The 26177-nt window shown below is 67.8% G+C and carries 26 protein-coding genes; 5 read left to right on the top strand and 21 right to left on the bottom strand.

Annotated elements, in window-relative coordinates:
- Position 1 precedes the first annotated feature (1 nt).
- Positions 2 to 1492 (top strand): Asp-tRNA(Asn)/Glu-tRNA(Gln) amidotransferase subunit GatB, encoded by a 1491-nt coding sequence (gatB, locus tag AC07O3_RS27535; RefSeq protein ID WP_093053532.1) that lies wholly within the window; start codon positions 2 to 4, stop codon positions 1490 to 1492.
- A gap of 43 nt (positions 1493 to 1535) precedes the next feature.
- On the opposite strand, the gene AC07O3_RS27530 is transcribed toward gatB, so the two are convergent.
- Positions 1536 to 2231: a DUF4124 domain-containing protein gene (locus AC07O3_RS27530; protein WP_177192769.1), complete on the bottom strand. Its 696-nt coding sequence runs from the start codon at positions 2229 to 2231 to the stop codon at positions 1536 to 1538.
- A gap of 13 nt (positions 2232 to 2244) precedes the next feature.
- The gene (gene pyrE / locus AC07O3_RS27525) at positions 2245 to 2931 is read right to left on the bottom strand and encodes an orotate phosphoribosyltransferase (RefSeq protein ID WP_093053529.1); all 687 of its coding nucleotides are present in this window, start codon (positions 2929 to 2931) and stop codon (positions 2245 to 2247) included.
- Positions 2932 to 2943: 12 nt separating this feature from the next.
- Here pyrE and AC07O3_RS27520 point away from each other — a divergent pair, with 12 nt between their 5' ends.
- Complete coding sequence (locus AC07O3_RS27520) at positions 2944 to 3747, top strand: exodeoxyribonuclease III (protein WP_093053526.1); 804 nt, start codon at positions 2944 to 2946, stop codon at positions 3745 to 3747.
- Positions 3748 to 3755: 8 nt separating this feature from the next.
- On the opposite strand, the gene AC07O3_RS27515 is transcribed toward AC07O3_RS27520, so the two are convergent.
- The 10 genes from AC07O3_RS27515 to AC07O3_RS27470 are packed head-to-tail and all read right to left on the bottom strand — an operon-like array spanning position 3756 to position 13786.
- Positions 3756 to 5273, bottom strand: coding sequence for an amidohydrolase family protein (locus AC07O3_RS27515; protein ID WP_495340796.1), 1518 nt, complete (start codon positions 5271 to 5273; stop codon positions 3756 to 3758).
- A gap of 28 nt (positions 5274 to 5301) precedes the next feature.
- A complete protein-coding gene (locus tag AC07O3_RS27510) occupies positions 5302 to 6357 on the bottom strand; it encodes an ABC transporter substrate-binding protein (RefSeq protein ID WP_435461583.1) in 1056 nt (351 codons plus the stop codon).
- Positions 6358 to 6378: 21 nt separating this feature from the next.
- Positions 6379 to 6792: a DUF3830 family protein gene (locus tag AC07O3_RS27505; RefSeq protein WP_093054233.1), complete on the bottom strand. Its 414-nt coding sequence runs from the start codon at positions 6790 to 6792 to the stop codon at positions 6379 to 6381.
- Between the two features lie 5 nt (positions 6793 to 6797).
- Positions 6798 to 7574: an ABC transporter permease gene (locus tag AC07O3_RS27500; RefSeq protein WP_093076753.1), complete on the bottom strand. Its 777-nt coding sequence runs from the start codon at positions 7572 to 7574 to the stop codon at positions 6798 to 6800.
- Positions 7571 to 8461 (bottom strand): ABC transporter ATP-binding protein, encoded by an 891-nt coding sequence (locus AC07O3_RS27495; RefSeq protein ID WP_307616050.1) that lies wholly within the window; start codon positions 8459 to 8461, stop codon positions 7571 to 7573. Before AC07O3_RS27495 ends, AC07O3_RS27500 begins: the two co-directional genes overlap by 4 nt.
- 8 nt (positions 8462 to 8469) lie before the next feature.
- Positions 8470 to 9615 carry a cyanuric acid amidohydrolase gene (gene atzD / locus AC07O3_RS27490; RefSeq protein WP_495340795.1) on the bottom strand — a complete coding sequence of 382 codons (1146 nt, stop codon included), beginning with the start codon at positions 9613 to 9615 and terminating at the stop codon, positions 8470 to 8472.
- The gene (allB, locus tag AC07O3_RS27485) at positions 9612 to 11081 is read right to left on the bottom strand and encodes an allantoinase AllB (RefSeq protein ID WP_093053511.1); all 1470 of its coding nucleotides are present in this window, start codon (positions 11079 to 11081) and stop codon (positions 9612 to 9614) included. The genes atzD and allB overlap by 4 nt, the downstream gene beginning before the upstream one ends.
- A 10-nt stretch (positions 11082 to 11091) precedes the next feature.
- On the bottom strand, positions 11092 to 11883 hold the full coding sequence (locus tag AC07O3_RS27480) for an SDR family NAD(P)-dependent oxidoreductase (RefSeq protein WP_489014907.1): 792 nt from the start codon (positions 11881 to 11883) through the stop codon (positions 11092 to 11094).
- A gap of 14 nt (positions 11884 to 11897) precedes the next feature.
- On the bottom strand, positions 11898 to 12953 hold the full coding sequence (locus AC07O3_RS27475) for an ABC transporter substrate-binding protein (protein WP_093053504.1): 1056 nt from the start codon (positions 12951 to 12953) through the stop codon (positions 11898 to 11900).
- 11 nt (positions 12954 to 12964) lie between these two features.
- Entirely contained in the window at positions 12965 to 13786 is an 822-nt protein-coding gene (locus AC07O3_RS27470; protein ID WP_495340794.1) for a cysteine hydrolase family protein, read from the bottom strand.
- A 128-nt stretch (positions 13787 to 13914) separates the two neighbouring features.
- On the opposite strand from AC07O3_RS27470, the gene AC07O3_RS27465 reads away from it, so the two are divergent.
- A complete protein-coding gene (locus tag AC07O3_RS27465; protein WP_495340793.1) occupies positions 13915 to 14820 on the top strand; it encodes a LysR family transcriptional regulator in 906 nt (301 codons plus the stop codon).
- On the opposite strand, the gene AC07O3_RS27460 is transcribed toward AC07O3_RS27465, so the two are convergent.
- Positions 14817 to 15725 carry a LysR family transcriptional regulator gene (locus tag AC07O3_RS27460; protein WP_495340792.1) on the bottom strand — a complete coding sequence of 303 codons (909 nt, stop codon included), beginning with the start codon at positions 15723 to 15725 and terminating at the stop codon, positions 14817 to 14819. The two genes, AC07O3_RS27465 and AC07O3_RS27460, sit on opposite strands and share 4 nt — an antisense overlap.
- A 102-nt stretch (positions 15726 to 15827) precedes the next feature.
- Here AC07O3_RS27460 and AC07O3_RS27455 point away from each other — a divergent pair, with 102 nt between their 5' ends.
- Both AC07O3_RS27455 and AC07O3_RS27450 read left to right on the top strand, forming a co-directional pair.
- Positions 15828 to 17066 (top strand): flavin-dependent oxidoreductase, encoded by a 1239-nt coding sequence (locus AC07O3_RS27455; protein ID WP_495340791.1) that lies wholly within the window; start codon positions 15828 to 15830, stop codon positions 17064 to 17066.
- 31 nt (positions 17067 to 17097) lie between these two features.
- Positions 17098 to 18063 (top strand): tripartite tricarboxylate transporter substrate binding protein, encoded by a 966-nt coding sequence (locus AC07O3_RS27450; protein ID WP_495340790.1) that lies wholly within the window; start codon positions 17098 to 17100, stop codon positions 18061 to 18063.
- 17 nt (positions 18064 to 18080) lie between these two features.
- Here the strand turns inward: AC07O3_RS27450 and AC07O3_RS27445 are convergent, their stop codons facing one another.
- From AC07O3_RS27445 to AC07O3_RS27410, 8 genes are all read right to left on the bottom strand, one after another.
- Positions 18081 to 18824 (bottom strand): GntR family transcriptional regulator, encoded by a 744-nt coding sequence (locus AC07O3_RS27445; RefSeq protein ID WP_176928762.1) that lies wholly within the window; start codon positions 18822 to 18824, stop codon positions 18081 to 18083.
- Positions 18825 to 18853: 29 nt separating this feature from the next.
- Positions 18854 to 19531 carry a cysteine hydrolase family protein gene (locus AC07O3_RS27440; RefSeq protein WP_495340789.1) on the bottom strand — a complete coding sequence of 226 codons (678 nt, stop codon included), beginning with the start codon at positions 19529 to 19531 and terminating at the stop codon, positions 18854 to 18856.
- Positions 19532 to 19557: 26 nt separating this feature from the next.
- Positions 19558 to 21144, bottom strand: coding sequence for an ABC transporter ATP-binding protein (locus tag AC07O3_RS27435; RefSeq protein WP_495340788.1), 1587 nt, complete (start codon positions 21142 to 21144; stop codon positions 19558 to 19560).
- A gap of 169 nt (positions 21145 to 21313) precedes the next feature.
- A complete protein-coding gene (gene biuH, locus AC07O3_RS27430; protein ID WP_093054229.1) occupies positions 21314 to 22024 on the bottom strand; it encodes a biuret amidohydrolase in 711 nt (236 codons plus the stop codon).
- Between the two features lie 5 nt (positions 22025 to 22029).
- Positions 22030 to 23022 carry a formamidase gene (locus AC07O3_RS27425; RefSeq protein ID WP_097200615.1) on the bottom strand — a complete coding sequence of 331 codons (993 nt, stop codon included), beginning with the start codon at positions 23020 to 23022 and terminating at the stop codon, positions 22030 to 22032.
- Between the two features lie 5 nt (positions 23023 to 23027).
- Positions 23028 to 23951 carry an ABC transporter permease gene (locus AC07O3_RS27420; protein ID WP_093053407.1) on the bottom strand — a complete coding sequence of 308 codons (924 nt, stop codon included), beginning with the start codon at positions 23949 to 23951 and terminating at the stop codon, positions 23028 to 23030.
- On the bottom strand, positions 23948 to 25009 hold the full coding sequence (locus AC07O3_RS27415; protein ID WP_495340787.1) for an ABC transporter permease: 1062 nt from the start codon (positions 25007 to 25009) through the stop codon (positions 23948 to 23950). The genes AC07O3_RS27420 and AC07O3_RS27415 overlap by 4 nt, the downstream gene beginning before the upstream one ends.
- A 23-nt stretch (positions 25010 to 25032) precedes the next feature.
- Positions 25033 to 26157 carry a BMP family ABC transporter substrate-binding protein gene (locus AC07O3_RS27410; RefSeq protein ID WP_093076738.1) on the bottom strand — a complete coding sequence of 375 codons (1125 nt, stop codon included), beginning with the start codon at positions 26155 to 26157 and terminating at the stop codon, positions 25033 to 25035.
- Positions 26158 to 26177 lie beyond the last annotated feature (20 nt).

Here is a 26177-nt window from a genome sequence, read left to right as displayed (position 1 = left end):
GATGAGCGAGACCGTGAACACATTCGAAGCACAACAACAGGGCCGCCCGACCGGTCCGCTGGTGCGCGGCTATGAAGTCATCATCGGCTTCGAGACGCACGCGCAGCTGTCGACCGCGAGCAAGATCTTCAGCCGCGCTTCCACCGCCTTCGGCGCCGAGCCCAACACGCAGGCCTGTGCGGTCGACCTGGCACTGCCCGGCACGCTGCCCGTGATGAACAAGGGCGCCGTCGAACGCGCCATCAAGCTCGGCCTTGCGCTGGGCTCGCACATCGCGCCGCGCAGCGTGTTCGCGCGCAAGAACTACTTCTACCCCGACCTGCCCAAGGGCTACCAGATCAGCCAGTTCGAGATCCCGGTCGTCCAGGGCGGCTCGGTTTCGTTCTTCCTCGGCGAAGAACAGAAGACCGTGCGCCTCGTGCGCGCCCACCTCGAGGAAGACGCGGGCAAGTCGCTGCACGAGGACTTCATCGGCCAGAGCGGCATCGACCTGAACCGCGCAGGCACGCCACTGCTGGAGATCGTGACCGAGCCCGACATGCGCTCCACTGCCGAGGCCGTGGCCTACGCGAAGGAGCTGCACAAGATCGTCACGTGGATCGGCATCTGCGACGGCAACATGCAGGAAGGCAGCTTCCGCTGCGACGCCAACGTGTCGGTGCGCAAGCCCGGCGACAAGCTCGGCACGCGCCGCGAGATCAAGAACCTGAACAGCTTCAAGTTCATGCAGCAGGCGATCGACTACGAGATCCGCTGGCAGATCGAAGAGATCGAGGACGGCCGCGAGATCGAGCAGGCCACCGTGCTGTTCGACCCCGACACAGGCGAGACGCGCGCGATGCGTGCCAAGGAAGACTCGGCCGACTACCGCTACTTTCCCGACCCCGACCTGCCCCCGCTGGTCATCGCCGCCGACTGGATCGAGCGCGTGAAGGCCACCATGCCCGAATTGCCGCGCGCGATGGCCGAGCGCTACGTGCGCGACCACGGCCTGTCGGAATACGACGCGGCGCAGCTCACGCAGAGCGCGGCGCTCGCCGCCTACTTCGACGAAGCCGTGAACGCGGGCGCCACGCCCAAGCTCGCCAGCAACTGGATCACCGGCGAAATGGCGCGCCGCCTGAACGCCGCCGAGATCGGCATCGAGGCCGCACCAGTGAAGGCACAGCAGCTGGCCCAGCTGGTGAAGCGTATTGCCGACGGCACGCTGCCGAACAACGCCGCGCGCCAGGTGTTCGAAGCCCTGTGGACCGGCGAAGGCAGCGATGTCGACGCGATCATCGAGGCGAAAGACCTGAAGCCGATGAACGACACCGGCGCGCTCGACAAGATCCTCGACGAAGTGATCGCCAAGAACGCGAAGAACGTCGAGGAATACCGCGGTGGCAAGGAGAAGGCGCTCAACGCCCTCGTGGGTCAGGTCATGAAGGCCAGCGGTGGCAAGGCCAATCCGGCGCAGGTCACCGAGCTGCTGAAAGCCAAGCTGGGCTGATGGCAAGAAACCGGGGCCTTGGTGCAAGGTCCCGGCAGGTTCATCAGCGGGGGTTGCCGCCGTTCTGCGGCGACCAGAGCGTCTTCAGACGCGTGCGCTCTTCGTCGAAGCGCGCATTCACCCGCTTCTTCTCTTCTTCCTGCTCCGCAATGAAGCGGTTCTGCACCGCCACGCTCTGCGTGTTGTCTTCGAGCTTGCGGCGCACAGCGCCCGGCGCCTTGGTGGTGTCCTGCTTGTAGAACTCCATCTCCTCGTCGATCTTCTTGCGGTCTTCGCTCAGCTCGGCAATGCGCTTGCGCGCCGCCTGGGTCACCGCATCGATCTGCGCCAGCGCCTCGCTGCGCTCGCGGTCGTGCGTGGCGAGGTTCGGGTAGCGCACCAGCAGCGCACGTTCGCGGCGCCGCTCGTCGGTCAGGCGCGCGGTCTGGATGGCGGCTTCGCGGGCGCGGTCTTCGCGCTCCTGCAGCTCGCGCGCGGTGTAGGTGGGCTCGACTTTGCGGCGCACCGAGCCGCTCGGGTTCAACTCGCGCTGCTCGCGGTCGGTGCACTCGGCAATCGGCCGGTCGGCCGTCAGCGTGCGGCCGCGGGCATCGGTGCAGGTATAGATGCCGGGGGAGGCGCCTTCCACTTTCTGCGGTTGCGCTTGCAAGGCGCCGCAGAACGAAGAAACCGCCAGGAAGAAAGAAGCCGACGCCAGCAGGCGGATCGGCTTGCCGTGATCGTCGCGTGCGTCGTGCATGGGTGCCCTTGCCTCAGCTGGTGGCGCCGTAGCGCGTGCGGTAGGCCAGCACGCGCTCGCGGTGCGCGCCCAGGTCGGCAGCGGCGTTGCCCGAGAGGTAGCTCAGCAGGTCGTCCAGCGTGGCGATGGCAATCACCGAAAGGCCGAGCTGGTTGCGCACGTACTGCACGGCGCTGTGGTTTACGTCGACACCGTTCTCGGTGGCCTTTTCCTGCCGGTCGAGCGCGATGGCCACTGCATGCGGCGTGGCGCCCGCTGCCTGGATCGCCGCGATCGACTCGCGCACCGCGGTACCGGCCGACATCACGTCGTCGACGATCAGCACACGGCCCTTGAGCGGCGCGCCCACCAGGTTGCCGCCTTCGCCGTGCGCCTTGGCTTCCTTGCGGTTGTAGGCAAAGGGGTAGTTGCGCCCGCGCCGGGCCAGCTCGGCGGCTACCGTGGCGCCCAGTGGAATGCCCTTGTAGGCGGGGCCGAAGATCATGTCGAATTCGAGCCCGCTTTCGATCAGCCGGTCTGCATAGAATCCGGCGAGCCGGGCGATCTTGCCGCCGTCGTCGAAGAGCCCCGAATTGAAGAAATAGGGGCTCATTCGACCGGCCTTGGTCTTGAATTCGCCAAAGCGCAGCACGCCGGCATCCAACGCAAACTGGACGAAGTCCTGTGCGACCGCGCTGCTTTTCTCACCATCTACAGCCATCGGGAATTCCTTGTGTTCAAACTGACCAGTCTCAATCTCAATGGCCTGCGTTCGGCCGCTACCAAAGGCGTGGCCGACTGGGTGGCCGAACTTGCGCCGGATTGTATTTGCATGCAGGAGATCCGCGTCCAGGCCAGCGACATCGAAGGCCGGTTCGAGGAAATGGCCGGCCTCAAGGGCCATTTCCACTTCGCCGAGAAAAAAGGCTACGCCGGCACCGCCATCTACACCAAGCACAAGCCAAGCCAGGTCGTGGTGGGCTGGGGCGACGCCGAGTTCGACGCCGAGGGCCGCTACCTCGAACTGCGCTTCGACACGCCCAAGCGCAAGTTCTCGGTCATCAGCTGCTACTTCCCGAGCGGCAGCTCGGGCGAGGAGCGGCAGGAGGCCAAGTTCCGCTTCCTCAAAGGCTTCTTCCCGCACCTGGTGGCACTGAAGAAGGAGCGCGAGTTCGTGCTGTGCGGCGACATCAACATCGCCCACAAGGAGATCGACCTGAAGAACTGGCGCGGCAACCAGAAGAACAGCGGCTTCCTGCCCGAAGAACGCGCCTGGATGACGAAGCTGCTCGACGCCGGTGCCGAGGGCGCCGGCCTGGTCGACGTGTACCGCATGCTCAAGCCCGACACCACCGGCGATGCCTACACCTGGTGGAGCAACCGCGGCCAGGCCTATGCGAACAACGTGGGGTGGCGGCTCGACTACCACCTGGCCACGCCGAAGACCGCGGCCCTGGCGCGTACCGAGCAGATCTACAAGACCGTGAAGTTCTCGGACCACGCGCCGATCACGGTGGACTACGACTTCAAGCTGTAAGGCGCGGCCTAGCCGCAGCAGCCACCCATCCGCCCGCGCCGATAGAACGGCCCGAGGTCCTCGGCCAGCGCCTTGACGGTCCCGCGCCACGACAGGGCGCCAGCAGCATCCGCCGCCAGTGCGCCGCGCATGCGTGCCAGCAGTTCGGCGCGCAGCGCGGGCTCGTCGATGCCCTGCACGCGGCCCGCATCGACCACCACGCGCCCGCCTACCAGCACCTTGGCGATGTGGCTGCCGTTGCCGCGCGCCAACAGCAGGTCGAGCGGATCCGTCTCGGCGAAGAGCGCGTCGTCGTCGAGCGCACCCCAGTCCAGCAACACCAAGTCGGCCGCGGCGCCGGGCACGATGCTGCCGCCGCCAGCCAGCCCGCCGCGCACGCTGCGCGGACCGTTGCGCGCGGCAAAGGCCCAGAGCTGGTCGCGCGTCATCGTGGTGTCGTAGCCCCAGCCGCGGTGCAGCGAGTACGCCAGCCGCATCTCGCGCAGCGCGTCGTCGTCTTCGTCGAAGGCCATGCCGTCCAGGCCCATGGCCACGCGGCATCCGTGCCGCAGCATCTCGGGCACCGGCGCAATGCCCGACTTGAGCCCCAGGTTGGAGCTGGTGTTGACCGCGATCGTCGCGCCGCGCTCGGCAATCAGCGCCAGTTCCTCGGGCCGCGCCCAGGCGCAGTGCGCGAGCGTGAGGCGCGGGCCCAGCAGCCCGATGTCGTCGAGAAAACGGACGATGCCGCCGGGGTGGTTGGCATCGGCCCAGTCGCGCTGATAGCGCGTTTCGAGCAGGTGCATGTGAACGGGCCGGCCCGTGTCGGCCGATGCCTGCGCAATTGCCTCGAGCAGCGGCGTGCTGCACCACTGCACCGCCGTCGGGCCGTACTGGACGGTCGCGTGGCCGCCATGGCCGTCCTCTTCCACCATGCGCGCGACCTCGTCGACCAGCGCAAGCTGCTGCGCGGGCGCCACCGGCTTCACCGCCAGCCGTTCGGCCACTGCATGGCGGATGCCGGGGCGCAGCGCCGCCAGAACGCTCGCGTCGTCGCAGTAGGCAATGCCGTGGCGGTCGCGCATGGCAATGGCGAAGCCGATGCGCACGCCGACGTCGCGCGCCGCGCGCGCCACCGCCCTAGCCTCGTCGACATAGGCCATGCCGCCCTGCACGCGCGTGTAGTGGACCATCAGGTTCGCCACGCCATGCCGCACCGAACGCGCGAACGAGGTCGCGGCGCAAAGGTACGGGTCCATGCCCGGCACCACGCCCAGGAACGGCAGCCAGCCTTCGAGCGGCTGGTCGAAGGCGCCCAGCGTGGCGCTGCGGAAGGTGCGCGCATGATCGTGCGCGTTGGTCAGCGCCGGCAGCGCGAGCAGGCGCGGCGTGCCCGTGCCGGCGACGGCCTCTTCCGCCAGCGGCGCGATCGACCGGATGCAGCCGCCCTCCAGCTCGATGCGCACATCCGACTGCGCAGGCTGCGCGCCGGGATCGGCCAGCAGCCAGGCGCAGTCGAGCGGGCCTTCGTGCATGCGAGCGGACATGGCGTTTCCTTCGTAGTCGGGTGGGCGTTCAGGGCGCAGCGATCTTGCGCTCCGCCAGCGGCGGCAGGAAGCGCCGGTCGAAGACCTCGCCTGCGGTCGGTGCATTCGCAAGTTCGAACGCTTCCTTCACCTGCCCGATGGCACGCGTCATGCGCGCGTCGTTCACGTCACCGATACCGCCGGTGCCAACCTCGGGCGTCAGCATCACGGTGCGAAGCGTGTAGAGCAGGCGCCGCTTCTCCAGCGCCTGGTTGAGCAGCGGCTCGCGCTTCATCAGCGCGGCAATGGCCGCGTCGGGGTCGGCCACGGTGTCGCGCACCGCCTTGTTGACGGCACGCACCAGCCCGGCCACGGCCTGCGGCTTGTCCCTGAGCAACTGGCGGGACACCAGCACGCCGTTGCCGTACAGGTCGACGCCGTGGTCTCCGTAGTGGAACCAGCGGATGTCCTTGTCCGGGTCCACGCCCTGCGCCACCAGGTTCATGTAGCTGGTCACCGAGAACACGGCCGAGCCCTCGACGTGGTCCTTCAGCAGCATCTGCTCCTGCAGGTTGGGCGCCATGCTGGTCCACTTGACCTTGCCCGCGTCCACGCCGTTGCGGGCCGCCATCAGCGGGAACATGCGTTGCGCGGCGCCGCCGGCCGGCGAGCCCAGCGTGCGGCCCTCAAGGTCCTTGAGGGTCCTGATGGGGCTGCCCGCCTTCACGATGAGCGCGAACGGCGCGCGGTTGTAGACCATGTAGACCATCACGGGCGCGGCACCGGGCTTGGCGGCCGCGTTCTGGATGACCGCATTCACGTCGCCGAAGCCCGCGTCGTAGGCCCCGGCCATCACCTTGGTCACGGCCGCCGCCGAGCCGTCGCCCTGGTCGATCGTCACCGCGAGCTTTTCCGCGGCGAAGTAGCCCCGGTCTTCGGCGAGGTAGTACCAGGCATGGATGCCCTGCAACTTCCAGTCGAGGACGAACTTGATGGGTGTGAGCTGCTGGGCGCGTGCTTCGCGCACCGGAAGCGCCGCGAGCGATGCGCCCAACGCGGCGGACACCGCGACGACCGCTGCGCGGCGGGATACTGGAAAGAACATGCGAGGCTCCCGTGGGTTGAATCAGATGGCTTCGAAGAGAACGTCCTGCGCGCCTTCCCACAGCACTCTGGTGCCGAGCGTGCGCAACTGCTCCCGCCCTTCGACGATGGTGAGGAAGTGGTTGCCCGCAAGCGTGCCCATCTTGCTGGCGAAGCTGCAGGCGCCGTAGGCCAGGATGATCTCGGTCTCGCTGTAGCCGCCGGGGTAGAACAGGATGTCGCCCACCGACGGATGGCTGGTGTGGTTCTCGAAGCCCACGCCCAGCTGGAAGTCGCCCAGCGGCACCCAGCAGCCTTCGCCGCTCCAGCGCACGTGAATGAGCTTCTGCCGGTAAGGCAGCAGCCGGCGAAAGGCCGCGACGGTGAGCGGCGCGTCGGGGTGCGTCTGCGCCACGAAGCGCAGGCCGCCGGCGGTGATACGGACGAGATCGCTCATGTCGTTCATGCCATCGCCATGTCGGTCTTGCGCTGGGCCCAGCCCGTCATGCGCCGCTCGACCAGCGACGAGACGGCATACAGCGCCACCCCCATCGCAGCAAGCAGGAAGAGCCCGGCGAACACCATCGGCACATCGAAGTTGCCGCTGGCGATCATCATCACCGTGCCGATGCCCTGGTTGGACGCGACCGTCTCGCTCAGCACGGTGCCCACGAAGGCCAACGTGATCGCGATCTTGAGCGAGGCGAACAGGTAGGGCAGCGCACGCGGCAGGCCCACGTTCCAGAGAATGTCACGCTTCCTCGCGCCGAGCACGCGCAGCACGTCCTCCAGCTCGGGCTCGGTGCTCGCGAGGCCGGTGGCCACGTTGACCACCACCGGAAAGATGCTGATCACCATCGAGGTCAGGATCGCCGGCACCGTGCCCGCGCCGAACCACACCACGAACAGCGGCACCACCGCCACCTTCGGAATGCTGGAGAACCCCACCAGCAGCGGATAGGTCACGTCGTAGGCCAGCTTCGAAGAGCCGATCATCACGCCGATGACGATGCCCGCTCCCACGCCCAGCACGAAGCCGGCGAGCGTGGTGTAGAGCGTCTGCACGGTGTGCGGCCACAGCAGCGGCATCTTCTGGATCAACACCGCCGCGATCTGGCTCGGGCGCGGCAGGATCAGGTCGGACACGCCGAAGGCCAGGCACACCACCTCCCAGAGCACGAAGAAGCCGACGAGCGCGCCCGCGGAAAGCAGGCGCTGCCGTGCGAGCGGCGCGATCATGCGGCCACCTCTTCGAGCACATTCCCAGGCGGCACCGGCATCGGTACTGGCACCGCATCGCTTTCGCGGCGCGCCTGCGCGATGCGCATGCGCAGCTGCTGCACCAGCGCCGCGAACTCGGGCGCATAGCTGCTCTCCAGCGTGCGCGGCCGCGCGAAGCCCACGTCGCGCGTTTCGAGAATGCGCCCCGGCCGCGCGCTCATCACGCAGATGCGGTTGGCCAGGTAGGCCGACTCGCGCAGGTCGTGCGTCACCAGCAGCACGGTCGGGCGCTTGGCGATCCACAGCGTCTGCATGATGTCCCACAGCTCCTCGCGCGTGAACTGGTCGAGTGCGCCGAAGGGCTCGTCGAGCAGCAGCAGTTCGGGCTCGTGCACGAGCGCACGGCACAGCGAGGCGCGCTGCAGCATGCCGCCCGACAGCTGCCACGGCCGCTTGTCGCCGAAGCCCTTGAGCCCCACCTGCGCCAGCAGCGCATCGGCGCGCTCGGCGTATTCGCCGCGCTTCTTGCTGCGGTAGTGCTGCCGGAAGGGCTCGACGATCTTGAGCGGGATCATCACGTTCTCGCGGATCGTGAGCCACGGCAGCATGGTCGGGTTCTGGAAGGCGAGGCCGATGCGAAGGCGCGGCGCCGCCGACGCATGCGCACCCGCCGGGGCCAGCGTGCCGGCCGCGCCCACCTCGCGCCCGCCGGCAATCACCGCGCCCGCACTCGGCCTCAGCAGGCCGGCCACCAGCTTCAGGATGGTTGACTTGCCGCAGCCGCTCGGGCCCACCAGGGCAACGAAGTCGCCCTTCTCGATGTCCAGCGTCGTATGGTCCAGCGCGATGGTGCCGCCGCCATAGCGCAGCATCACGTCGGACAGTTGGATGAATGCGTTGCCCATGAGGTCCTTCAGGAAAATGTGGAGTCCGTGTCGTCCACCCGCAGGATCGCGGCCACCGGGCCGCCGCCCGCGGGCCCCTGGTGCTCGGCGCCGCCCGACACGTACAGCGCCGTATGGCCGGCCACCGAGGCCAGCACACCGCCCACCACGGCACGCGCATGGCGCGTCGAGTGAATGTCGGAGTCGTTGAGCATGGTGTGGCGCGTGTCGCGCACGCGGCCGTCGGGGCTGGCCTCGGCCTTCGCGAGCAGGTTCACGAGCCGCGCCGACAAAGCCTGCGCATCGCGCTCCGGGTCGAGCCCGAAGGCATCGCGCAGCAAGGCGCGCACGCTCGCGGCGTCGATCGCATCGCGCATCACCGCATGGGCGATGCGGAACGCCGACGCGCTGCCTTGCGCCTCGCCGAGCACGATGACGACGTTGTCTTCCAGCTCGATGCCGGCCGAGGCCGATGCGCGCGCGGAGAACAGCCGCCAATCGCTCATCACGCTGGCATCGCAGACCTCTTCGCGCGCGACTTCGCCAAGCGCGACCGCCACACCGAGCGCCGATGCGCCGCGCGAATAGCCCATCGACTCATAGCTGTCGTGGGTCACGGGTGCGGCGCCGCGTGCCAGCGCGGCGGAGACCTTGGCCGCGGTAAGCAACGGGCACTTGACCTGCACGAAGTGCACGTCGTCCGCGCTCTCGATGCCCGCATCGCGCATGGCCTCGGCCACGGCTTCGGCCGTGGCGTCGACCTGTGCGGTGCGGCCCAATTCCTCCGACAGGAAGGCGCGCGTGTGCGCGACGCCGACCACGAGGCGCTTGCCCAGGCCAGCCGGCGCTTCGGCCACCCAGCGCCGCGTGAACACCGTGAAGTGCGGCGACAGCACGCCCTCGGTGCCGCCCGACATCACCAGCGCCACGCGGGCATGCACCGCGTCGGGCGTGCAACCCAGCGCGGGCGCCAGCAGATGGCACCAGGCACTGGATGCGTACTCGCGCGTGAAGTCGTTGACGCAGCCGTTGCCTTCGGTCTTTCCCATCACGGCCACGATGTCGGCCGCGACGATCTCGCCCGCATCGATCAGCGCCCTGGCGCCGCTCAGGTCGCCCGGCCCGCTGCACGGAATGCGCCATACCTGCACCTGCTGCACGCGGTCCGCGTTCATGCGGCGCTCCAATCCACCGCACCCACCGGCACGGCCGTCGCAGGCACGCCGGCCGGCGTCTGCAGGATCGCGCTGCTGTAGTGCTCGGTGTTGCGCGGCTTCGGAGTGGGCATCTTCTGCACACCCTTCACCGTGCGCCCCCAGCCGACCGCATCGCTCACCAGCTTGCCTTCGCGCATCACGAAGCGCCCGCGCAGCAGCGTGTGCAGCGGATAGCCCTTCACCGCGCGGCCGTTCCACGGCGATATCTTGCTGATGCTCTGCAGCCGGTTCTGCGACAGCGTGCCGGCGCGCTGCATGTCGACGATCGCGATGTCGGCGTGCGCACCCGGCGCGATCACGCCCTTGGTGCCATACAGGCCCCAGGCCCTGGCCGGGTTCACCGCGCTCCAGCGCACGTAGTCCATCAGCGTGGCGCGCTCGCGGTTCACCTCGGTCAGCATCAGCGGCATCTGCGTCTCCACGCCCGGAAAGCCGCAGTCGCAGTCCCAGATGCTCTCGCGGGTCTTCTCTTCGGGGGTGTGCGGCGCGTGGTCGGTCGCGATCATGTCGAGCGTGCCGTCGAGCAGCGCGTCCCACAACGGCTGGTTGTGGCGCGCCTCGCGGATCGGCGGGTTGAGCCGCATCACGCCGCCGAGCTTCAGCATGTGGCTGGTGTTCAGCAGCAGGTACTGCGGGCAGGTCTCGGCCGTCACGTCGACGCCGCGGCGCTTGGCTTCGCGCAGCAGGAAGAGCGAATCGGCCGCGCTGTGGTGCGCGATGTGCACGCGCGCGCCGGTCCACTCGGCCAAGGTGAGCACGCGGCCAATGGCTTCGATCTCGGCCACCGCCGGGCGCGCGGCCAGGTGCGCCATCGCATCGATGCGGCCGGCGGCCTGCATCTGCTTCTGGCGGCGCTGCAGGATTGACGAGTTCTCCGCATGCACCACGGTGCGGATACCCAACGGGGCGAGCTTCTCGAAGCCCTCGAGCAACGCACCATCGGTGGGCGCGGGCAGGTTGCCGAAGGTGTTGCCGACAAAGGCCTTGAAGCTGGTGACGCCGGCGTCGAGCAGCTCCTCGAGCCGCTCGACCGTATCGTCGCCCAACAGGCCGTGGATGCCGAAGTCGCAATACGACGACTCGGCTGCCTTCTGCTTCAGGCGCAGGGCCTCGACGGTGCCCGTCGCCGGATTGGTGTTGGGCATCTCAAACACGGTGGTCACGCCGCCCATCGCGGCGGCGGCCGAGCCGGTCTTCCAGGTTTCCTTGTTCGGGTAGCCCGGGTCGCGGAAATGCACGTGGCTGTCGATGGCGCCCGGCAGCAGGAACAGCCCGTCGGCGCGCATCTCCTCGCGCGCCGGCGGCATGGTGTCGTCATGGCCGACGGCCACGATGTGCTCGCCTGCGATGGCCACGCTGGCTTCGATGATCTGGTCTGCGGACACGACGCGCGCGCCGCGAATGACGAGGTCGACTTCTTTCATGCCGGTCTCCTCAGAGCATGGCCCAGCCGCCGTCGACGGGCAGGTCGACGCCGGTGATCTGTCGGGACACATCGCTCGCCATGAAGAGGCAGGCGTTGGCAACGTCGGCATCGGTGGAGACGCGGCGCAGCGCATAGTCGGCCGCGTGCCGCGTCATCGCTTCTTCCAGCGTGATGCCGAGCTTGTCGGCCATGTTGGCGCACACCTTCTCGCGAAAGCGCGGCCCGTCGACCATGCCGGGCGCCACGCAATTCACGTTGATGCCGTACGGGCCGGCCTCCAGCGCAAAGCTCTTGGTGATGCCGCGCAGGCCCCACTTCGAGGCCGAGTAGGCCATGCGGCCGGCGCGTCCGCGCATGCCGAAGGTGCCGCCGACGTTCACCACCTTGCCGCTCCTGCGCTCGATCATCGAGGGCAGCACGGCGCGCATGGTATTGAAGCAGCCGGTCATGTTGAGCTGCACGATCTCGTCGAATTCCTCGCTCGTGGTTTCCCAGCCGGTCTTGCCGATCGGGCCCGAGCCGCCGGCCACGTTGACCAGCACGTCGATGCGGCCGAAGGCCTCCAGCGCATGCGCGGCCAGTGCCTCGGTCTGCGCGCCCACGGTCAGGTCGCAGGGCACGACGACCGCATCGACGCCGAGCGCGCGCGCCTCTTCGGCCACAGGCTCGATGGCGCCGATGTCGCGCCCGGCCAGCACCAGCTTCGCGCCTTCCCGGGCAAAGGCCAGCGTCACGGCGCGCCCCATGCCCTTGGCCGGGCCGGTGATGAGCGCCACCTTGTCTCTCAGTTGCAGTTCCATGTCGTTTCTCGCTTTCAGTTCAAAGTCTTGGAGGGGCGCTCGGCGCGCGCGGGCAGGAAGCTGCGGTCGAACACTTCGGCGGGCGCCGGTGTGCGCGGCAGCTGGTTGGCGTCCACCACGATGTCGATGGATTTCTTCAATCGCGCGTCGTCCACGTCGCCCAGGCCGATGCGGGCCACCTCCGGGTGGCTCATGTCGTTGCGCAGCGTGGCGAGCAGCTTTTCCTTCTCGACCTCGCGCTTGAGCAGCGGCTCGCGCTTCATGACGTAGTCGATGCCCATGTCCGGGTCGGCAATGACTTCCTTCACCGCGCGGTTCAGCGCCTTCACGAAGCCTTGCACCGCCTTGGGGTTGTCCCGGGCGAAGACGCGCGAGAAGAACACGGCGTTCGAATACAGGTCCATGCCGTGGTCGCCGTAGCGGATGAAGCGCAGGTCCTTCGCCGGATCGAGCCCCATCGCCTTCGCGCTGAAGCTCACGGTGGTGACGTAGCCGAAGGCGGCGTCGATCTGCCCGCGCGTGAGCATCTGCTCGCGCAGGTTGGGCGCCATGTTGGTGATGCTTACCTTCGACGCATCGACCTTCGCGATCCTGGCGAAAGCCGGGAACAGCTTCAGCGCGCCGTCGTTGGCGGGGCCGCCGATGGTCTTGCCTTCGAGGTCCTTGGGCGTCTTGATGGGGCTGCCCTCCTTCACCACCAGCGTGAAGGGCGGCGTGTTGTAGAGCATGTAGACCGCCACCGGCGCATCGGCCGGGCGTTTCGATGCCAGGTCGACCAGTGCGTTGAGATCGCCGAAGCCGGCCTGGTAGGCGCCCGCCGCCACCTTCGGGATCGAGGCCGCGGAGCCCTCGCCCTGGTCGATCTCGACATCGAGGCCCTCGGCCTTGAAGTAGCCCTTGTCCTGGGCGACGAAGAACCAGGCCTGCGGGCCTTCGTACTTCCAGTTGAGCACGAGCTTGACGGGCACCTGCGCGGCGGCGGAAACGGCCGCCAGGGCCAGGCCGGCGGCAGCGCCCAGCGAAGCGAGCGAACGCACGAGGCGCGAGTTGGCGAAGAAGGACAGCGGCATGCGGAGGACTCCTAGCGTTTCTTGGAGAGTGAGGAAAGCGAAGCGAGCAGCGACTCGGCGGTTGCAACGAAACCGTGCAGCTGCTGCACGATGAAATGAATGCCGCGCGTCACGTAGGCCGGCGACGGGGTGCCGCACGCGTCCTTCAGCAACACGCAGTCGTAGCCGAGGAAGTTCGCGTCCTGCAGCGTCGAGAACACGCAGCGGTCGGTGTTGATGCCCGCGAACAGCAGCGTCGCGATGCCCTGCTGGCGCAGGACGCTGTCGAGCTCGTTGTCCCAGAAGCCGCTGAGGCGGTGCTTGTGCACCGTGATGTCGCCGGGCGCTACAGCCAGCTCGTCGATCACCTGCGCACCCCACTCGCCCTGCACGAGCGACGGGCCGTGGTCGATGGGCGAATGCTCCGCATAGCCCACGCCGTCTGCGCTGCGCTTGCCCTTGAATTGCACCGTGGGCGACAGGTTGAGGCGGTCCGCGCGAATACCCCAGTTGAGCCACACCACGCCGCCGCCAGCCGCGCGCCATGCCGGCAGGAGCCGCGCGATGGTCGGAATGGGCTTGCGCGCCGCGCGAATGCCGATGCCCTTCTGCGCGAACCAGCCCTCGGGATGGCAGAAGTCGTTCTGCATGTCGACCACGACGAGCGCGCTGCGCGCCAGGTCGAACTCGATCGGCTGCGGCTCGGCGGGCATCTGCACGGGCCGTGGCCGCTTCGGGGAGCGCACGAGGCTGACCCGGCCGCCGGCGAGTGTCCAGGCGTTGTGGGGCGCCGGACCGAAACGGACGGGCGGTTGCGCCGCATTGGTGCGCGAGGGTGCAGATCGGCGTGTCATGCGAGATCGGCACGCAGTCGCCGTGCCAGAAGGTGCTCCGAATCCATACCGATTCACGTACTGCCCGTTGCCGTTGCGGCAACGGTAAAAGCGGCACTCCTGGCGCGCTTCGTGCAATCGCCACGGGCATGAACCACCTTCGCTTCCTGCGCTATGCAGACGAGGTCGCCCGGGCCGGCTCGATCCGCCAGGCGGCCGAGCGGCTCCATGTCGCGCCCTCCGCCGTCAACCGCCGCATCCAGGACCTGGAGGACGAACTGGGCACACCGCTCTTCGAGCGTTTGCCGCGCGGCATGCGCCTGACCGCCGCGGGCGAACTGTTCGTGCGCTACATCCGCGGCCGCTCTTCAGAGCTGGAGCGGGTGCGCTCCGAAATAGAAGACCTGCAGGGCCTGCGCCGGGGCGCCGTCCGGCTGGTGGCCAGCCAGGCGCTCGCGCCGCGCTTCCTGCCGGCGGCCGTGAATGACTTCGCTGCGGAGCACCCGCTGGTGGCTTTCGATGCGCGCATCGGCGACCACGTACAGGCCGCCGACGCGCTGCGCAGCTTCGAGAGCGACCTCGCGCTGGTGTTCAACCTGGCGCCGGAGTCCGACATCGAGCGCGTGTGCGCGGTCGAGCAGAAGCTCATGGCCATCATGCACAAGCGCCATCCGCTGGCGAAGTCCAAGACCCTGCGCCTGAGCGATTGCGCCGACTACCCTGTGGTGCTGCCGAACCGCGACACCGGCGGGCGCCAGATGCTGGAGCGCTTTCTCGCCCGCAGCTCCACGCGGATAAGGGCCATGGTGGAGAGCAACAGCTTCGAGTTCCTGCGCGGCTGCCTCTACGACGGGCGCTCGATCTCGTTCCAGATGGCCATCGGCGCCGCGGCCGAAGCCCCCGACATCGTGGCGCGGGACATCGAGGACCGCGGCTTTCCGCGTGGCGAACTGGTACTGGCCAGCCTGCGCGGCCGGCAGTTGCCGGTGATCGCCTATGCCTTCGCGGAGTTCCTGCGCAAGCGGCTCACCGGGGCGCCCTCGGACACCCGCTAGCGCGACAGCGCGGGCAGCGCCTTCTCCAGCGTGGCGACGAAGGCCTGCATGGCCTCGGTCTCGTGCGCGCCGCGCTTGGTGATGCGGAAGAAGTCGAGCCCCACCTTCGGCTTGGTCAGCACGTCGGTGCGCACGCGGTGCCGGCGGCAAGCGGCCAGCGCAAAGGTCGGCATCACGGCAGTGCCAAAGCCGGCCTCCACCATCGAGATCAGCGTGCCGAAGAAGTTGAACGCGGGCCGCTGCGCGTCGGCACGGCCGATGGTGGCCAGATGCTGGTCGATCACCTTCTGGATCGGGTTGCCGGGCGGCAGGCCGAGGAGTTCGGCGCTGCGCAACACGGACCATGGCGCGGTGCCGATGGCAGGCGGCTCTTCGCCATCACCATCGCAAGGCGCCACCCGCATCAGGTGAAAGCGCCCTACCGGCGTGCGCTCCAGCCCCGCCGCGGCCTTGAAGAAAAAGCCCAGGCCCACATCGGCATCGCCGGCCGCCACCATCGCCTCCACGTCGCGCAGGTCGGCGTCGAACAGGCGCAGGCTCACCTGCGGATGCGCGGCGCGGAAGGTGGTGAACACCCGCGGCAGCAGGTGCGAGGACACCAGCGGCGTGGCCGCAATGCGCAGCGTCTGGCGCGCGGCGTCGCCCTCGGCACCCAGCTCGGCCGCCACGTCGTCGAGGTCGGTCACCAGTCGTTCAACCACTGGCAGCAGGCGCCGCCCTGCCGGCGTGAGGCTCACCACGCGCGTGGTGCGGTCGAACAGCCGGCAGCCCAGCTGCCTTTCCATCTCGCGGATCAGGATGCTGAGCCCCGCCTGCGTGATGTGCGCCTGCTCGGCCGCGCGCGTGAAGTTGCCCATGCGCGCGACCTGCAGGAATGCGCGCATCTGGCGGGTCGAGAGGTTCATAAGGATTCATGATAAATCCATATCACATCTAAATTTCCCAAATGACCAGCTTGCGTTCCTAATGCGGCCCGAGACAAAACCGAACGCAACGACCGACCATCCATGAGCAACGAAGTCATCATCCTGGGCGCCGGCATCGGCGGCCTGACCCTGGCGCTGAGCCTGCACCAGGCCGGCATTCCCTGCCGCGTTTACGAGGCCGTGCCCGAGCTGAAGCCGCTGGGCGTGGGCATCAACCTGCTGCCGCATGCCGTGCGCGAGCTCACCGAACTCGGGCTGCTGGACGCCCTCGACAAGGTCGGCGTGCGCACGCAGGAGGCCGTGTTCTTCACCGAGCACGGCCAGTTGATCTTCCGCGAGGCCGCCGGCCAACACGCGGGCTACGACTGGCCCCAGTTCTCCATTCACCGCGGCGACCTGCAGACGGTGCTGTACGAAGAGACGCTGAAGCGCCTCGGCCCCGACAGCGTGGTGTGCAACCGCCGCTGCACGGGCGTGACACAGGACGCCGGGGGCGTCACCGCGCACTTTGCCGATGCGCCTTCGGTGCGCGGCGCAATCGCGGTCGGCTGCGACGGCATCCACTCGGCGCTGCGCAAGCAGCTGTACCCCGACGAAGGTGCACCGCGCTATTCGGGCGTGAACATGTGGCGCGGCACCGCGCGCTGGAAGCCCTTTCTCTCGGGCGGCAGCATGGTGCGCGCGGGCTGGCTCGCGGTCGGCAAGATGGTGATCTACCCGATCCGCAACGACATCGACGCCGACGGCAATCAGCTCGTGAACTGGGTCGCCGAGATCCACGCGCCACGGCCCGCCCTGCGCGACTGGAGCCGCGCGGGCCGGCTCGAAGACTTCCTGCCTGCGTTTGCCGACTGGCATTTCGACTGGCTCGACGTGCCCGCGCTGATCCTCGCGTCGGACACCATCCTCGAGTACCCGATGGTCGACCAGGACCCGCTGCCGCGCTGGACGCACGGCCGCCTCACGCTGCTGGGCGACGCGGCGCATCCCATGGTGCCGCGCGGCTCCAATGGCGCCGGGCAGGCGATCATCGATGCGCGCTTCCTGGCCGGTGCGCTGAAGGACCTGGGCGTAGGCACCGCCGCGCTGGAGGACTACGACCGCGTGCGCGTCAAGGCCACCACGAACGTGGTGCTGACCAACCGCAGCAACCCGCCCGACGCGATCCTGCGCGAAGTGTTCGAGCGCTCGGGCGGCAAGCGCTTCCGGAACATCGAGGACGTCGTGCCCGTCGCCGAGCTGCAGGCCATCTCGGACAACTACAAGCGCGTGGCCGGCTACGACCCTGTGGCGCTGAAGGCGCGCGCCTCCTACCTTTGAGCATCACTGAAAAGAACACGGAGACACGACCATGCGTTCGCTTATCAAAAAGACCCTTGCCGCCCTGCTCTTCGCAGCCGGCGCCACCGCCGCCTGCGCCTGGCCCGACCAGCCGATCACGCTGGTGGTGCCCTACACGCCCGGCACCGGCATCGACCTCGTGGCGCGCCAGCTCTCGGCCCGCCTGCCCGCCCTGCTGGGCCAGCCGGTGATCGTGGAGAACGTGGCCGGCGCCAGCGGCAACATCGGCAGCGAGCGCGTGGCTCGCGCCAAGCCCGACGGCTACACGCTGATGGTGCAGGTCAACACGCTGGTGATGAACCGCAGCCTGTATCGCTCGCTGAGCTACGACCCGGTGGCCGACTTCGCGCCGGTGTCGCTCACCTCGTGGGGCACGCTGCTCCTGGTGACGAACCCGAACGTGCAGAAGGCGACGACGGTGTCGCAGATGGTGAGCGCTGCCAAGGCGGCGCCCGGCAAGCTGACGTATGCAACGCCGGGCGTCGGCACGCCGCACCACCTGTCGATGGCGCTGTTCATGCAGGGCACGGGCACCGAGATGCTGCATGTGCCGTACAAGGGCACGGCCGGCGCGGTGACCGACCTGCTGGGCGGACGCATCGACTACATGTTCCTGCCGGTGCACGTGGCGCTGCAGCACATCCAGGTCGGCAAGCTCAAGGCCATTGCCACCGGCAGCGGCAAGCGCCTGCCACAGCTGCCCGACGTTCCCACGCTGTCCGAGGCTGGCGTGACCGCCGACAACGTCGACATGTGGTACGGCGTGCTCGCGCCCAAGGGCACGCCGCCTGACGTGGTGGCGCGACTCAACAAGGAGATCGCGGCAGTGCTGAAGCAGCCCGAGGTGGCGAAGTCGTTCGAGTCGCAGGGCATGGTGCCGGCCAGCTCGACGCCGGCCGAATTCGGCACGCTGATGAAGAAGGATGCGGACCGCTGGGCCGCAGTCGTCAAGCGCGGCAACATCACCGCTGACTGAGGCAGCAGCAGGCTCGTTCAGCGCGGCGCCGAGGCCTTCCCCGCGTGTCGCGCCAGATGCACCTGGTGCAGCGTGATCTTGCGCACCTCGGCCTGGCTGGTCTCGATGTGCGCGCGCAGCAGCATCGCGGCCTGGTCGCCGCGATTGGCTCGCACGGCCTTCAGGATCTTCGCGTGCTCGTCGTAGGTGGCGTCGATGCGCGGCTGCTTGGTGAAGTCGAGCCGGCGGATGATGCGGATGCGGTCGGTCACGTCGCCGTGCACGCGCGCCATCTCGGCGTTGCCGGCGGCCGCCACGAGCGAACAATGAAAGGCTTCGTCCCACTGCGCCACCTGCGCCATGTCGCTGCTGCGCTGCGCCGCGGGCACCAGCCAGATGCCGGCCAGCGTGTCGAGCAGGCCGCGATCGATGTGACGATCGGTCTCGCACAGCCGGTGTACGGCGGTGGTCTCCAGCACCATGCGCAGGTCGTAGAGCTGCTCGAACTGGTCGAAGTCGAAGGGCAGCACGCGCCAGCCGCTGCGGAACAGCACTTCGACGAAGCCTTCCTGCTGCAGCCGGAACAGCGCCTGCCGCACCGGCGTGCGCGACACGCCGAGCCGGTCGCTGATCTCGCTCTCGGTAAAGCGGTCGCCGGGCACGAGGATGAAGTCGGCCACGTCGCGCTTGAGCTGCGCGTAGACCTCGTCGGCCCGCGTGCGGAAAACGGCCGTATCGGTGGCAGTAACGGGAGATTCGGGGCGGGTTCGAACGGTAGACACGTGTGGAATGGTAGTCGCTGGCGTCGGCATCAAGAAGAAGGGCTGCTGTCCAACGCCTCGAGCAGTGCGGCGCTCGGCGCGGTCCAGCCGACGATGCCGCCCTGGGCGCGCACCATGTCGAGCGTGGCCGCCTTGAATGCCGGGAAATAGCTTTCGGTGCAGTCCTCGAGCAGCAGGCTGTCGTAGCCGCGGTCGTTGGCTTCGCGCATGCTGGTCTGCACGCAGACCTCGGTCGTGACGCCGCCGAACAGCAGGTGGGTGATGCCGCGCTGCTGCAGCAGTTCGTGCAGGCCGGTAGCATAGAACGCGCCTTTGCCGGGCTTGTCGATGACAATCTCGCCGTCGATGGGGGTGAGCGCTTCGATGATCTGGTTGCCAGGCTCGCCAGCCACGAGGATGCGGCCCATGGGGCCTTCGTCGCCAATGCGCAGCGTGGGATTGCCGCGGTTTCGCTTGGCCGGTGGGCAGTCGGAGAGGTCGGCGGCGTGCGCTTCCCTTGTGTGCACTACGAGGCCGCCGGCTTGTCTCCACGCCCGCAGTGCTTCTTTGGTTGCGGGGACGATGGCTTCGAGCAGCGAGACATCGTTGCCCAGCGTTTCGCCGAAGCCACCGGGCTCGATGAAGTCGCGCTGCATGTCGATGAGGACCAGCGCGGTCTTTGCTACGTCGAACTCGTAGGGGAATGGGTTGGCTTGTTCTATGCGCATGCTTTTGCTCGCTGGTTCCGATGCGTTCATGCCGCAGCCTTCAACGGCTCGTGATGCCCACCGCCCATGTGCGCTCCGATCACGTGTCTTTCCGCACCAGCCGCCGAAGTCTCGAACACGATCTGGCCTTCGCTCATCACGACGATGCGGTCCGCCAGTTCGAGCAGTTCGTCCAGGTCTTCGCTGATCAGCAGCACCGCCCCGCCCTTCTCGCGTACCTGCACGATGCGTGAGTGGATTTCGGCGACGGCCGCGAAGTCCAAGCCGAACACCGGGTTCGCGGCGATCAGCACGTTGATGTCGCCGGCCAGCTCCCGGGCCAGCACCGCGCGCTGTACGTTGCCGCCGGAGAGGCTGCGGATCGGCGCACCTTCGCCCTGCGTCTTCACGCCGTACTCCGCGATCCATTCGCGCGCCCTGCTGCGCCAATACGGAAAGCTCAGCACACCGCCACGCGACAAAGGCGGTTGATCAAAGTCTCGCAGCGCCATGTTTTCCGCGACGCTGAGGTCGCCGACACAGGCGTTGCGCAGCGGCTCTTCGGGAAGGCTGCGGACCTTGAGCTTGCGGTTCTCGGCGCGGTGCGCACCATAGGGCTGCCCCATTACCGTGACCTTGCCCGCAAGGCGCGGACGCTGACCGACGAGCGCCTCTACAAGTTCGCGCTGCCCGTTGCCAGAGACACCGGCCACGCCGAGGATTTCTCCTGCGCGCACGGACAGGCTCAGGTCGTGCAGAGCCAGCGTGCCGCGATCGCCTTGCGCCTTGAGTCTTTCGACCTTCAATGCAACCGGCGCATTGGCTGGCACGGGCTTCCTGGCGACAGGCGTCGATGTCGTTGCCTGCTCGCCGCCCATCATGGCCTGCGCCAGTTGCGCCGGACTGGTGTCAACCACGCGGCAGTGATGCACCGCCTTGCCTCGCCGCAGCACCGTCACGCTGTCGGCATACGCCATCACCTCGCGAAACTTGTGCGTGATGATGAGCACCGTGCACAGCCCGCTGCGCGCGAAATCGCGCACATGACCCAGCACCTCGTCGGCCTCCTGTGGCGTAAGCACCGAGGTGGGCTCATCCAGGATCAGCAGGCGCGGCTTCAGGTACAGCTGCTTGAGCAGTTCGAGCTTCTGCTTCTCGCCGGCCGCGAGCTCAGAAGGGCGCACGTCCAGGTCGAGGCTGAACGGCGTGGTCGCAAGAAAGTCTTTCAGCTCCGCGCGCTTCGTCTTCCAGTCGATCAGCGCCGGCGTCTTGCCGCCTGCGAGCAACAGGTTCTCCGCCACCGTCATGCCGGGCGCCAGCGTGAAATGCTGGTAGACCATACCGATGCCCAGCGCGCGCGCCACGATGGGGTTGGCGATGTCCTGCTCGCGCCCGTCGATCAGGATGCTGCCCTCCTCCGCGCGCTGGAAGCCCGCTACGCACTTCACCAGCGTGCTCTTGCCCGCGCCGTTCTCGCCAAGCAGCGCATGCACCGTGCCGGGCTCGACGCGCATCGTCACGCGGTCCATGGCGGTGAAGGCGCCGAAGCGTTTGGTGAGCTCGTAGGTGTCGAGCGCGAGTGCACCAGTGCCTGCAGGGAGGCCGCCGATGGCGCGGGGTGATGTGGCGCTCATGTTCGTTTGCCATCCCTTGAGTGCGTGTTAGGGCCGATCAACGACCGCTCTGAACGATCACGCCGATGGGGTGCCTTGCGCAGCGAAATAAAGGAGGAGGCCGCAGGCCGGGGGACATTCGCGGAGCAAGGTACCCCGTCGGCGTGATCGCACCCCGAACAAAGCAGCCTCATACAACCGCCAGCAAGGCCTGCGAGGTGGCATGCGCCCCGAACACGCCGCCCTGCATGGTGATCATCTTCAGCGCAGCAAGATGATTGCCGTAGTCCGTCGCAGCCGTGCAGTCCGACAACAACAGGCACTCGAACCCCCGGTCGTTCGCGTCGCGCATCGTGGTGTGCACGCAAACATCGGTCGTGATGCCCGCAAGGATGATGTTCTCGATGCCACGCGTACGCAGGATCAGTTCGAGGTCCGTCGCGTAGAACGACCCCTTGCCCGGCTTGTCGATCACGATCTCGCCCGGCAGCGGCGCCAGTTCCGGAATGATTTCCCAGCCCGGCTCGCCGCGCACCAGGATGCGCCCGCACGGCCCGTCGTCGCCGATGCCCACGCCATTCGCACCGATCTGCCGCGACCGCCATCGCTTGTTGGCCGGCAGATCGCCGAGGTCGGGCCGATGCCCTTCGCGCGTGTGGATGATGTGATAGCCCAGCGGCCGCAGCACCGCCAGCGTACGCGCGATCGGCTTGATCGGCGCCTGCACCAGCGACAGGTCGTAGCCCATCACGTCGACGTACCCGCCCTTGCCGCAGAAGTCGGTCTGCATGTCGATGACGATGAGCGCGGTGTTGTCGGGCCGCAGCGCGCCGTTGTAGGGCCAGGCATAGGGCTCGGCGGCCACGTGGCGTTCGGTGGTGTTGGCGATGGTGGTGGTCATGGTCGTCATCCTGCGTAGTTGCGCTGCGGCGGCGCAAAGCCGCAACTCGTGCCGTCGGTCACCTTCACCTCGGCGCTCCACGGCAGCCTGTAGGTGCCGGCGGCCATGTCGTGCATGTAGGTGTAGGGGCAGTCCTGTGCGCCGCCCTTCACCGCGACATACCCTCGGTGATAGAGCTGGTAGATGTTGTTCTCCACGCCCCAGCCGGTGCGGGCCTCGCGCACGAGGTCGGGGCGCAGCTCGGCTGTGATGATCTCGTCCACGCGGCCGCCGCCCTCGACCAGCACCGTGCCGTCGAAGTTGCAGAACATGCCCTCGCCCATCGAGTCGAAGCTGCCATCGCTGCCGCACAGGCACACGCTCGCGGTGTACGCGAGATTGCAGAAAGCGTTGGCCTGGTTGGTGATCTTCCACGCATGGCGGATGGGCGCGGTGTAGCCGGCCGTACGCAGGATGATGTCCGCGCCCTTGTATGCGGCCTCGCGCGCCATCTCGGGAAACATGCCGTCGTGGCAGATGATGAGCGACAGCTTGCTGCCGTTGGGTCCGTCGCACACCGGAATGCCCAGGTTGCCCGGCTCCCACGGCTCGACCGGAACCCATGGGTGCAGCTTGCGGTAGTAGAGCCTGATCTCGCCGTGGTCGTCGATGATCAGGCCACTGTTGTAGGGATTGCCGCCGGGGTTGGCTTCCATGATGGAGAAGCAGCCCCAGATGCGGTGTTCGATGCAGGCCTGTTTGAAGGCCGTCACCTCGGGGCCGTCGAGCGTGCACATGATCTCGGGGTTGGTGTCCATCGAGAGTCCGTGCAGCGCGTACTCCGGGAACACCACGAGGTCCATGGTCGACTGGTTGCGGCGGGCCTTGCCCACCAACTCGCAGATGCGCTGCGCCTGCGCGGCGAGGTCGGCCGGCGTCTTCACGCTCGGCAGCTGCAACTGCACCAGACCGACGACGACACCATGCGCCGATTTGTTGAGGCCTCCGAGACCGCTCATGACGTTCAACTCCTTGTCGACGAGAGTTCGCCGGGGCTGCCGACGGCCGCGCTACCCGGCTTGCAGGTGAACACCAGAATCACCAGCGTGAGCACATACGGCACGGTGTTGAAGAGGTGGTAGCCCCAGCCGATGCCGATGGATTGCAGAGCCGGGCCGATGGCGCCCGCGCCGCCGAAGAGCAGCGCCGCACCCACGCAGCGCAGCGGGCTCCAGCGCGCGAAGATCACGAGCGCCACCGCAATCAGGCCCTGGCCGCTGGAGATGCCTTCGTTCCAGCTGCCCGGGTAGAACAGCGTGAGCGACGCACCGCCGAGCCCGGCGATGAAGCCGCCCGCCGTGGTGGCCGCGATGCGCAGGCCCGAGACCGAGTAGCCGAGCGCGCGCGTGGCCTGCGCCGAGTCACCCGCCATGCGCACCAGCAGCCCGGCACGCGTGCGCGCGAAGCCCCACCACAGCAGCACTGCGAGCGCGACGCCGATGGGCACCAGCGCATTGAGCTGCAGCGCCGAGCGCACGACAGTGTTGTCGCTCCAGAAGCCCAGCGGGATCGCGGGAATCTGCGGCGCCTGCGGTTGAATGAGCGGCTTGCCCAGATAGAACGCGAGCCCCGTGCCGAGCAGCATCAGAGCGATGCCGGTCGCCACGTCGTTCACGCGGTCGAGCGAGCACAGCAGGCCGTGCAGCAGCGCGAGCGCCGCACCGGCCACCGCGCCGATCAGCACGCCGAGCCATGCGGAGTCGGTGAGGTAGGCACCGCCGAAGGCCGCCATGGCCGACAGCACCAACACACCTTCGAGCCCGAGGTTGATGCGCCCCGATTTCTCGGTGAGGCATTCGCCCAGGCTCACGAAAAGGAATGGAGCACCGACGCGCAGCGCGCCGCCGACGATGCCGGCAACCAGCGCGATCCATTGGTCGGCCGTCATGTGTAGCTCCTGGCTTCGGGCAGCATGCGGTCACCGAACTTCTTCCAGTTGACCGTGCGCAGGCCCTCGCTCGCGAGGATCAGCACAAAGGCGATACCCTGCAGCACCAGCACCGACGCATCGGGCAGGCCGAGTCGCCGCTGCAGCAGGCTGCCCGCCGCGCCGAAGCCGCCGAACAGGATCGCCACCGGCACGATGGCCACCGGGTTGTGCCGTGCGATGAAGGACACGAGGATGCCCGCGTAGCCGTACCCCGCGATCAACGAGGCATTGGCATTGGTGTGCACTGCCGCCACCTCGACCGCACCCGCCAGCCCCGCGCACGCGCCGCCGAGTCCGCAGGCCGAAAGAATGAGCCGCGTGGCCGGCAGCCCCACAAGCTGCGCGGTGCGCGGATTGCCACCCACCACGCGCACCGAGAAGCCCGAAGCCGTGGCGCGCAGCCACCAGCCGAGCCCCAGGCAGGCCACGACGCCGATCACCAGGCCCCAGTGCACGTCGGAACCACCGATGCCGCCTATCAGCATCCCGTCGTTCAATGCATAGGTCGAGGGCTTGTTCAGGCTCGCCGGGTCGCGCAGCGGCCCTTCGACCAGATGCTTGAAGATGCCGATGGCGATGTAGGCCAGCAGCAGGCTGCTGATGGTTTCGTTGATGCCGCGAAACTGCCGCAGCCAGCCCGCGAGAACGATCCACACCGCACCGGCGATGGCGCCTGCGATGCACACGATCACCGTGCCGATGACATTGCCGGGCAGCGGCACCGCATGCGCCAGCGCCGCGCAGGCCAGCCCACCCAACACCAGTGCGCCCTCGCCACCGATGATGACGAGCCCCGCGCGCGCGGGCAGCGCCACGCACAGCGCGGTGAGCATCAGCGGCGCAGCGCGCTGCAGCGTGTTCTGCCACGAGAACCAGTCGCCGAACGCGCCCTTGAACAACGTGGCCCAGACCTCCACCGGATCGACGCCCGCGAAGGCCACCAGCAGGCCGAACACCAGCAGTGCCGCCGCGATGGCGAACACCGGCAGTGCGAATTCCTTGAGCGCGTGGCGCATGGCGATGCTTGTTGCCGCGCGGCTCAGACCTGGCCGACGACGCCTTCGACGAGGTAGTTCATCTTCTCGAGCTCCAGGTCGGTCTGCTTGAGCACCTTGCCGGCCGGCACCACGACCGCACCCTTGTTGTCCTTGATGCCGTCCTTGAAGATGTCGAAAGTGCCCGCGATCATCTTCGCCTTGATGTCGTCGGCCTGCTTCTTCGCGGCGTCCGGCACCATGGGACCGTAGGCGGACATCTTCACGTAGCCCTCCTTCAAACCGCCGCGCAGGAAGTTGGGATGCGGCTTGCCGGTTTGCGCGGCTTCGATGGCGGTCTTGTAGGCAGTGAGCCAGTTCCACTCGGCGCCGGTGAGGTATGCATTGGGTGCCAGCTTGGCCTGGCTCGCGTGGTAGCCGCAGACCATCTTGCCGCGCTTGGCTGCCGTCTCGACCACCACCTTGGGGCCGTCGACGTGCATGGTGAACACGTCGCAGCCCTGGTCGGCCAGGCTGTTGGTGGCTTCGGCTTCTTTCACTGCCATCGACCAGTCGCCCGTGAAGATCACGCTGCAGGTGATGTTCGGCTTGACCGAGCGCGCGCCGAGCGTGAAGGCGTTGATGTTGCGCAGCACCTGCGGAATGGGCTTGGCGGCGACGAAGGCGATTTTGTTGCTCTTCGTCATGTGCGCGGCAATCACGCCGTTCAGGAACTGGCACTCGTCGATGTAGCCGAAGAAGCTGCCGACGTTCTTGGGGTGCTTGCCTTCGGTCCAGAGGCCGCCGCAGTGCGAGAAGCGCACGTCGGGGTTCTTGGGCGCGACCGCGAGGATGTGCGGATCGAAGTAGCCGAACGAAGTGGGAAACAGCAGCTTGGCGCCGTCCTGCGAAATCATGCCGGCCATGGTCTTCTGCACGGCGGCGGTCTCGGGTACGTTCTCTTCCTCCACCACCTTGATGCCGGGCAGCTTCTTGATCTCGGCGGCAGCCATGGCGTGCGCCTGGTTGTAGCCGTAGTCGTCGCGTGCGCCGACGTAGATCACGCCCACGGTGAGCGGCTTGGGCTTGGCCTGCGCGCTGGCAAGGGCGCTCCAGCTTCCGAGGCTGCCTGCCGCGCCAAGTGCGGCCAGGGTCTTGAGGGAATCGCGGCGATTGAATTGGCTGGTCATGACGTACTCCGGTCTTGGAT

Source organism: Variovorax sp. GW821-FHT09D05 (assembly GCF_059416325.1).
The sequence above is the reverse complement of the archived record's forward strand: the minus strand, read 5'-3'. Positions and strand labels throughout refer to the sequence as shown.

Excerpts from the sequence above, each read along its gene's own strand:
- gatB (WP_093053532.1), top strand. The coding sequence starts at position 2 with ATGAGCGAGACCGTGAACACATTCGAAGCACAACAACAGGGCCGCCCG.
- AC07O3_RS27530 (WP_177192769.1), bottom strand. The coding sequence starts at position 2,231 with ATGCACGACGCACGCGACGATCACGGCAAGCCGATCCGCCTGCTGGCG.
- pyrE (WP_093053529.1), bottom strand. The coding sequence starts at position 2,931 with ATGGCTGTAGATGGTGAGAAAAGCAGCGCGGTCGCACAGGACTTCGTC.
- AC07O3_RS27515 (WP_495340796.1), bottom strand. The coding sequence starts at position 5,273 with ATGTCCGCTCGCATGCACGAAGGCCCGCTCGACTGCGCCTGGCTGCTG.
- AC07O3_RS27510 (WP_435461583.1), bottom strand. The coding sequence starts at position 6,357 with ATGTTCTTTCCAGTATCCCGCCGCGCAGCGGTCGTCGCGGTGTCCGCC.
- AC07O3_RS27505 (WP_093054233.1), bottom strand. The coding sequence starts at position 6,792 with ATGAGCGATCTCGTCCGTATCACCGCCGGCGGCCTGCGCTTCGTGGCG.
- AC07O3_RS27500 (WP_093076753.1), bottom strand. The coding sequence starts at position 7,574 with ATGATCGCGCCGCTCGCACGGCAGCGCCTGCTTTCCGCGGGCGCGCTC.
- AC07O3_RS27495 (WP_307616050.1), bottom strand. The coding sequence starts at position 8,461 with ATGGGCAACGCATTCATCCAACTGTCCGACGTGATGCTGCGCTATGGC.
- atzD (WP_495340795.1), bottom strand. The coding sequence starts at position 9,615 with ATGAACGCGGACCGCGTGCAGCAGGTGCAGGTATGGCGCATTCCGTGC.
- allB (WP_093053511.1), bottom strand. The coding sequence starts at position 11,081 with ATGAAAGAAGTCGACCTCGTCATTCGCGGCGCGCGCGTCGTGTCCGCA.
- AC07O3_RS27480 (WP_489014907.1), bottom strand. The coding sequence starts at position 11,883 with ATGGAACTGCAACTGAGAGACAAGGTGGCGCTCATCACCGGCCCGGCC.
- AC07O3_RS27475 (WP_093053504.1), bottom strand. The coding sequence starts at position 12,953 with ATGCCGCTGTCCTTCTTCGCCAACTCGCGCCTCGTGCGTTCGCTCGCT.
- AC07O3_RS27470 (WP_495340794.1), bottom strand. The coding sequence starts at position 13,786 with ATGACACGCCGATCTGCACCCTCGCGCACCAATGCGGCGCAACCGCCC.
- AC07O3_RS27465 (WP_495340793.1), top strand. The coding sequence starts at position 13,915 with ATGAACCACCTTCGCTTCCTGCGCTATGCAGACGAGGTCGCCCGGGCC.
- AC07O3_RS27460 (WP_495340792.1), bottom strand. The coding sequence starts at position 15,725 with ATGAACCTCTCGACCCGCCAGATGCGCGCATTCCTGCAGGTCGCGCGC.
- AC07O3_RS27455 (WP_495340791.1), top strand. The coding sequence starts at position 15,828 with ATGAGCAACGAAGTCATCATCCTGGGCGCCGGCATCGGCGGCCTGACC.
- AC07O3_RS27450 (WP_495340790.1), top strand. The coding sequence starts at position 17,098 with ATGCGTTCGCTTATCAAAAAGACCCTTGCCGCCCTGCTCTTCGCAGCC.
- AC07O3_RS27440 (WP_495340789.1), bottom strand. The coding sequence starts at position 19,531 with ATGCGCATAGAACAAGCCAACCCATTCCCCTACGAGTTCGACGTAGCA.
- AC07O3_RS27435 (WP_495340788.1), bottom strand. The coding sequence starts at position 21,144 with ATGAGCGCCACATCACCCCGCGCCATCGGCGGCCTCCCTGCAGGCACT.
- biuH (WP_093054229.1), bottom strand. The coding sequence starts at position 22,024 with ATGACCACCACCATCGCCAACACCACCGAACGCCACGTGGCCGCCGAG.
- AC07O3_RS27425 (WP_097200615.1), bottom strand. The coding sequence starts at position 23,022 with ATGAGCGGTCTCGGAGGCCTCAACAAATCGGCGCATGGTGTCGTCGTC.
- AC07O3_RS27420 (WP_093053407.1), bottom strand. The coding sequence starts at position 23,951 with ATGACGGCCGACCAATGGATCGCGCTGGTTGCCGGCATCGTCGGCGGC.
- AC07O3_RS27415 (WP_495340787.1), bottom strand. The coding sequence starts at position 25,009 with ATGCGCCACGCGCTCAAGGAATTCGCACTGCCGGTGTTCGCCATCGCG.
- AC07O3_RS27410 (WP_093076738.1), bottom strand. The coding sequence starts at position 26,157 with ATGACCAGCCAATTCAATCGCCGCGATTCCCTCAAGACCCTGGCCGCA.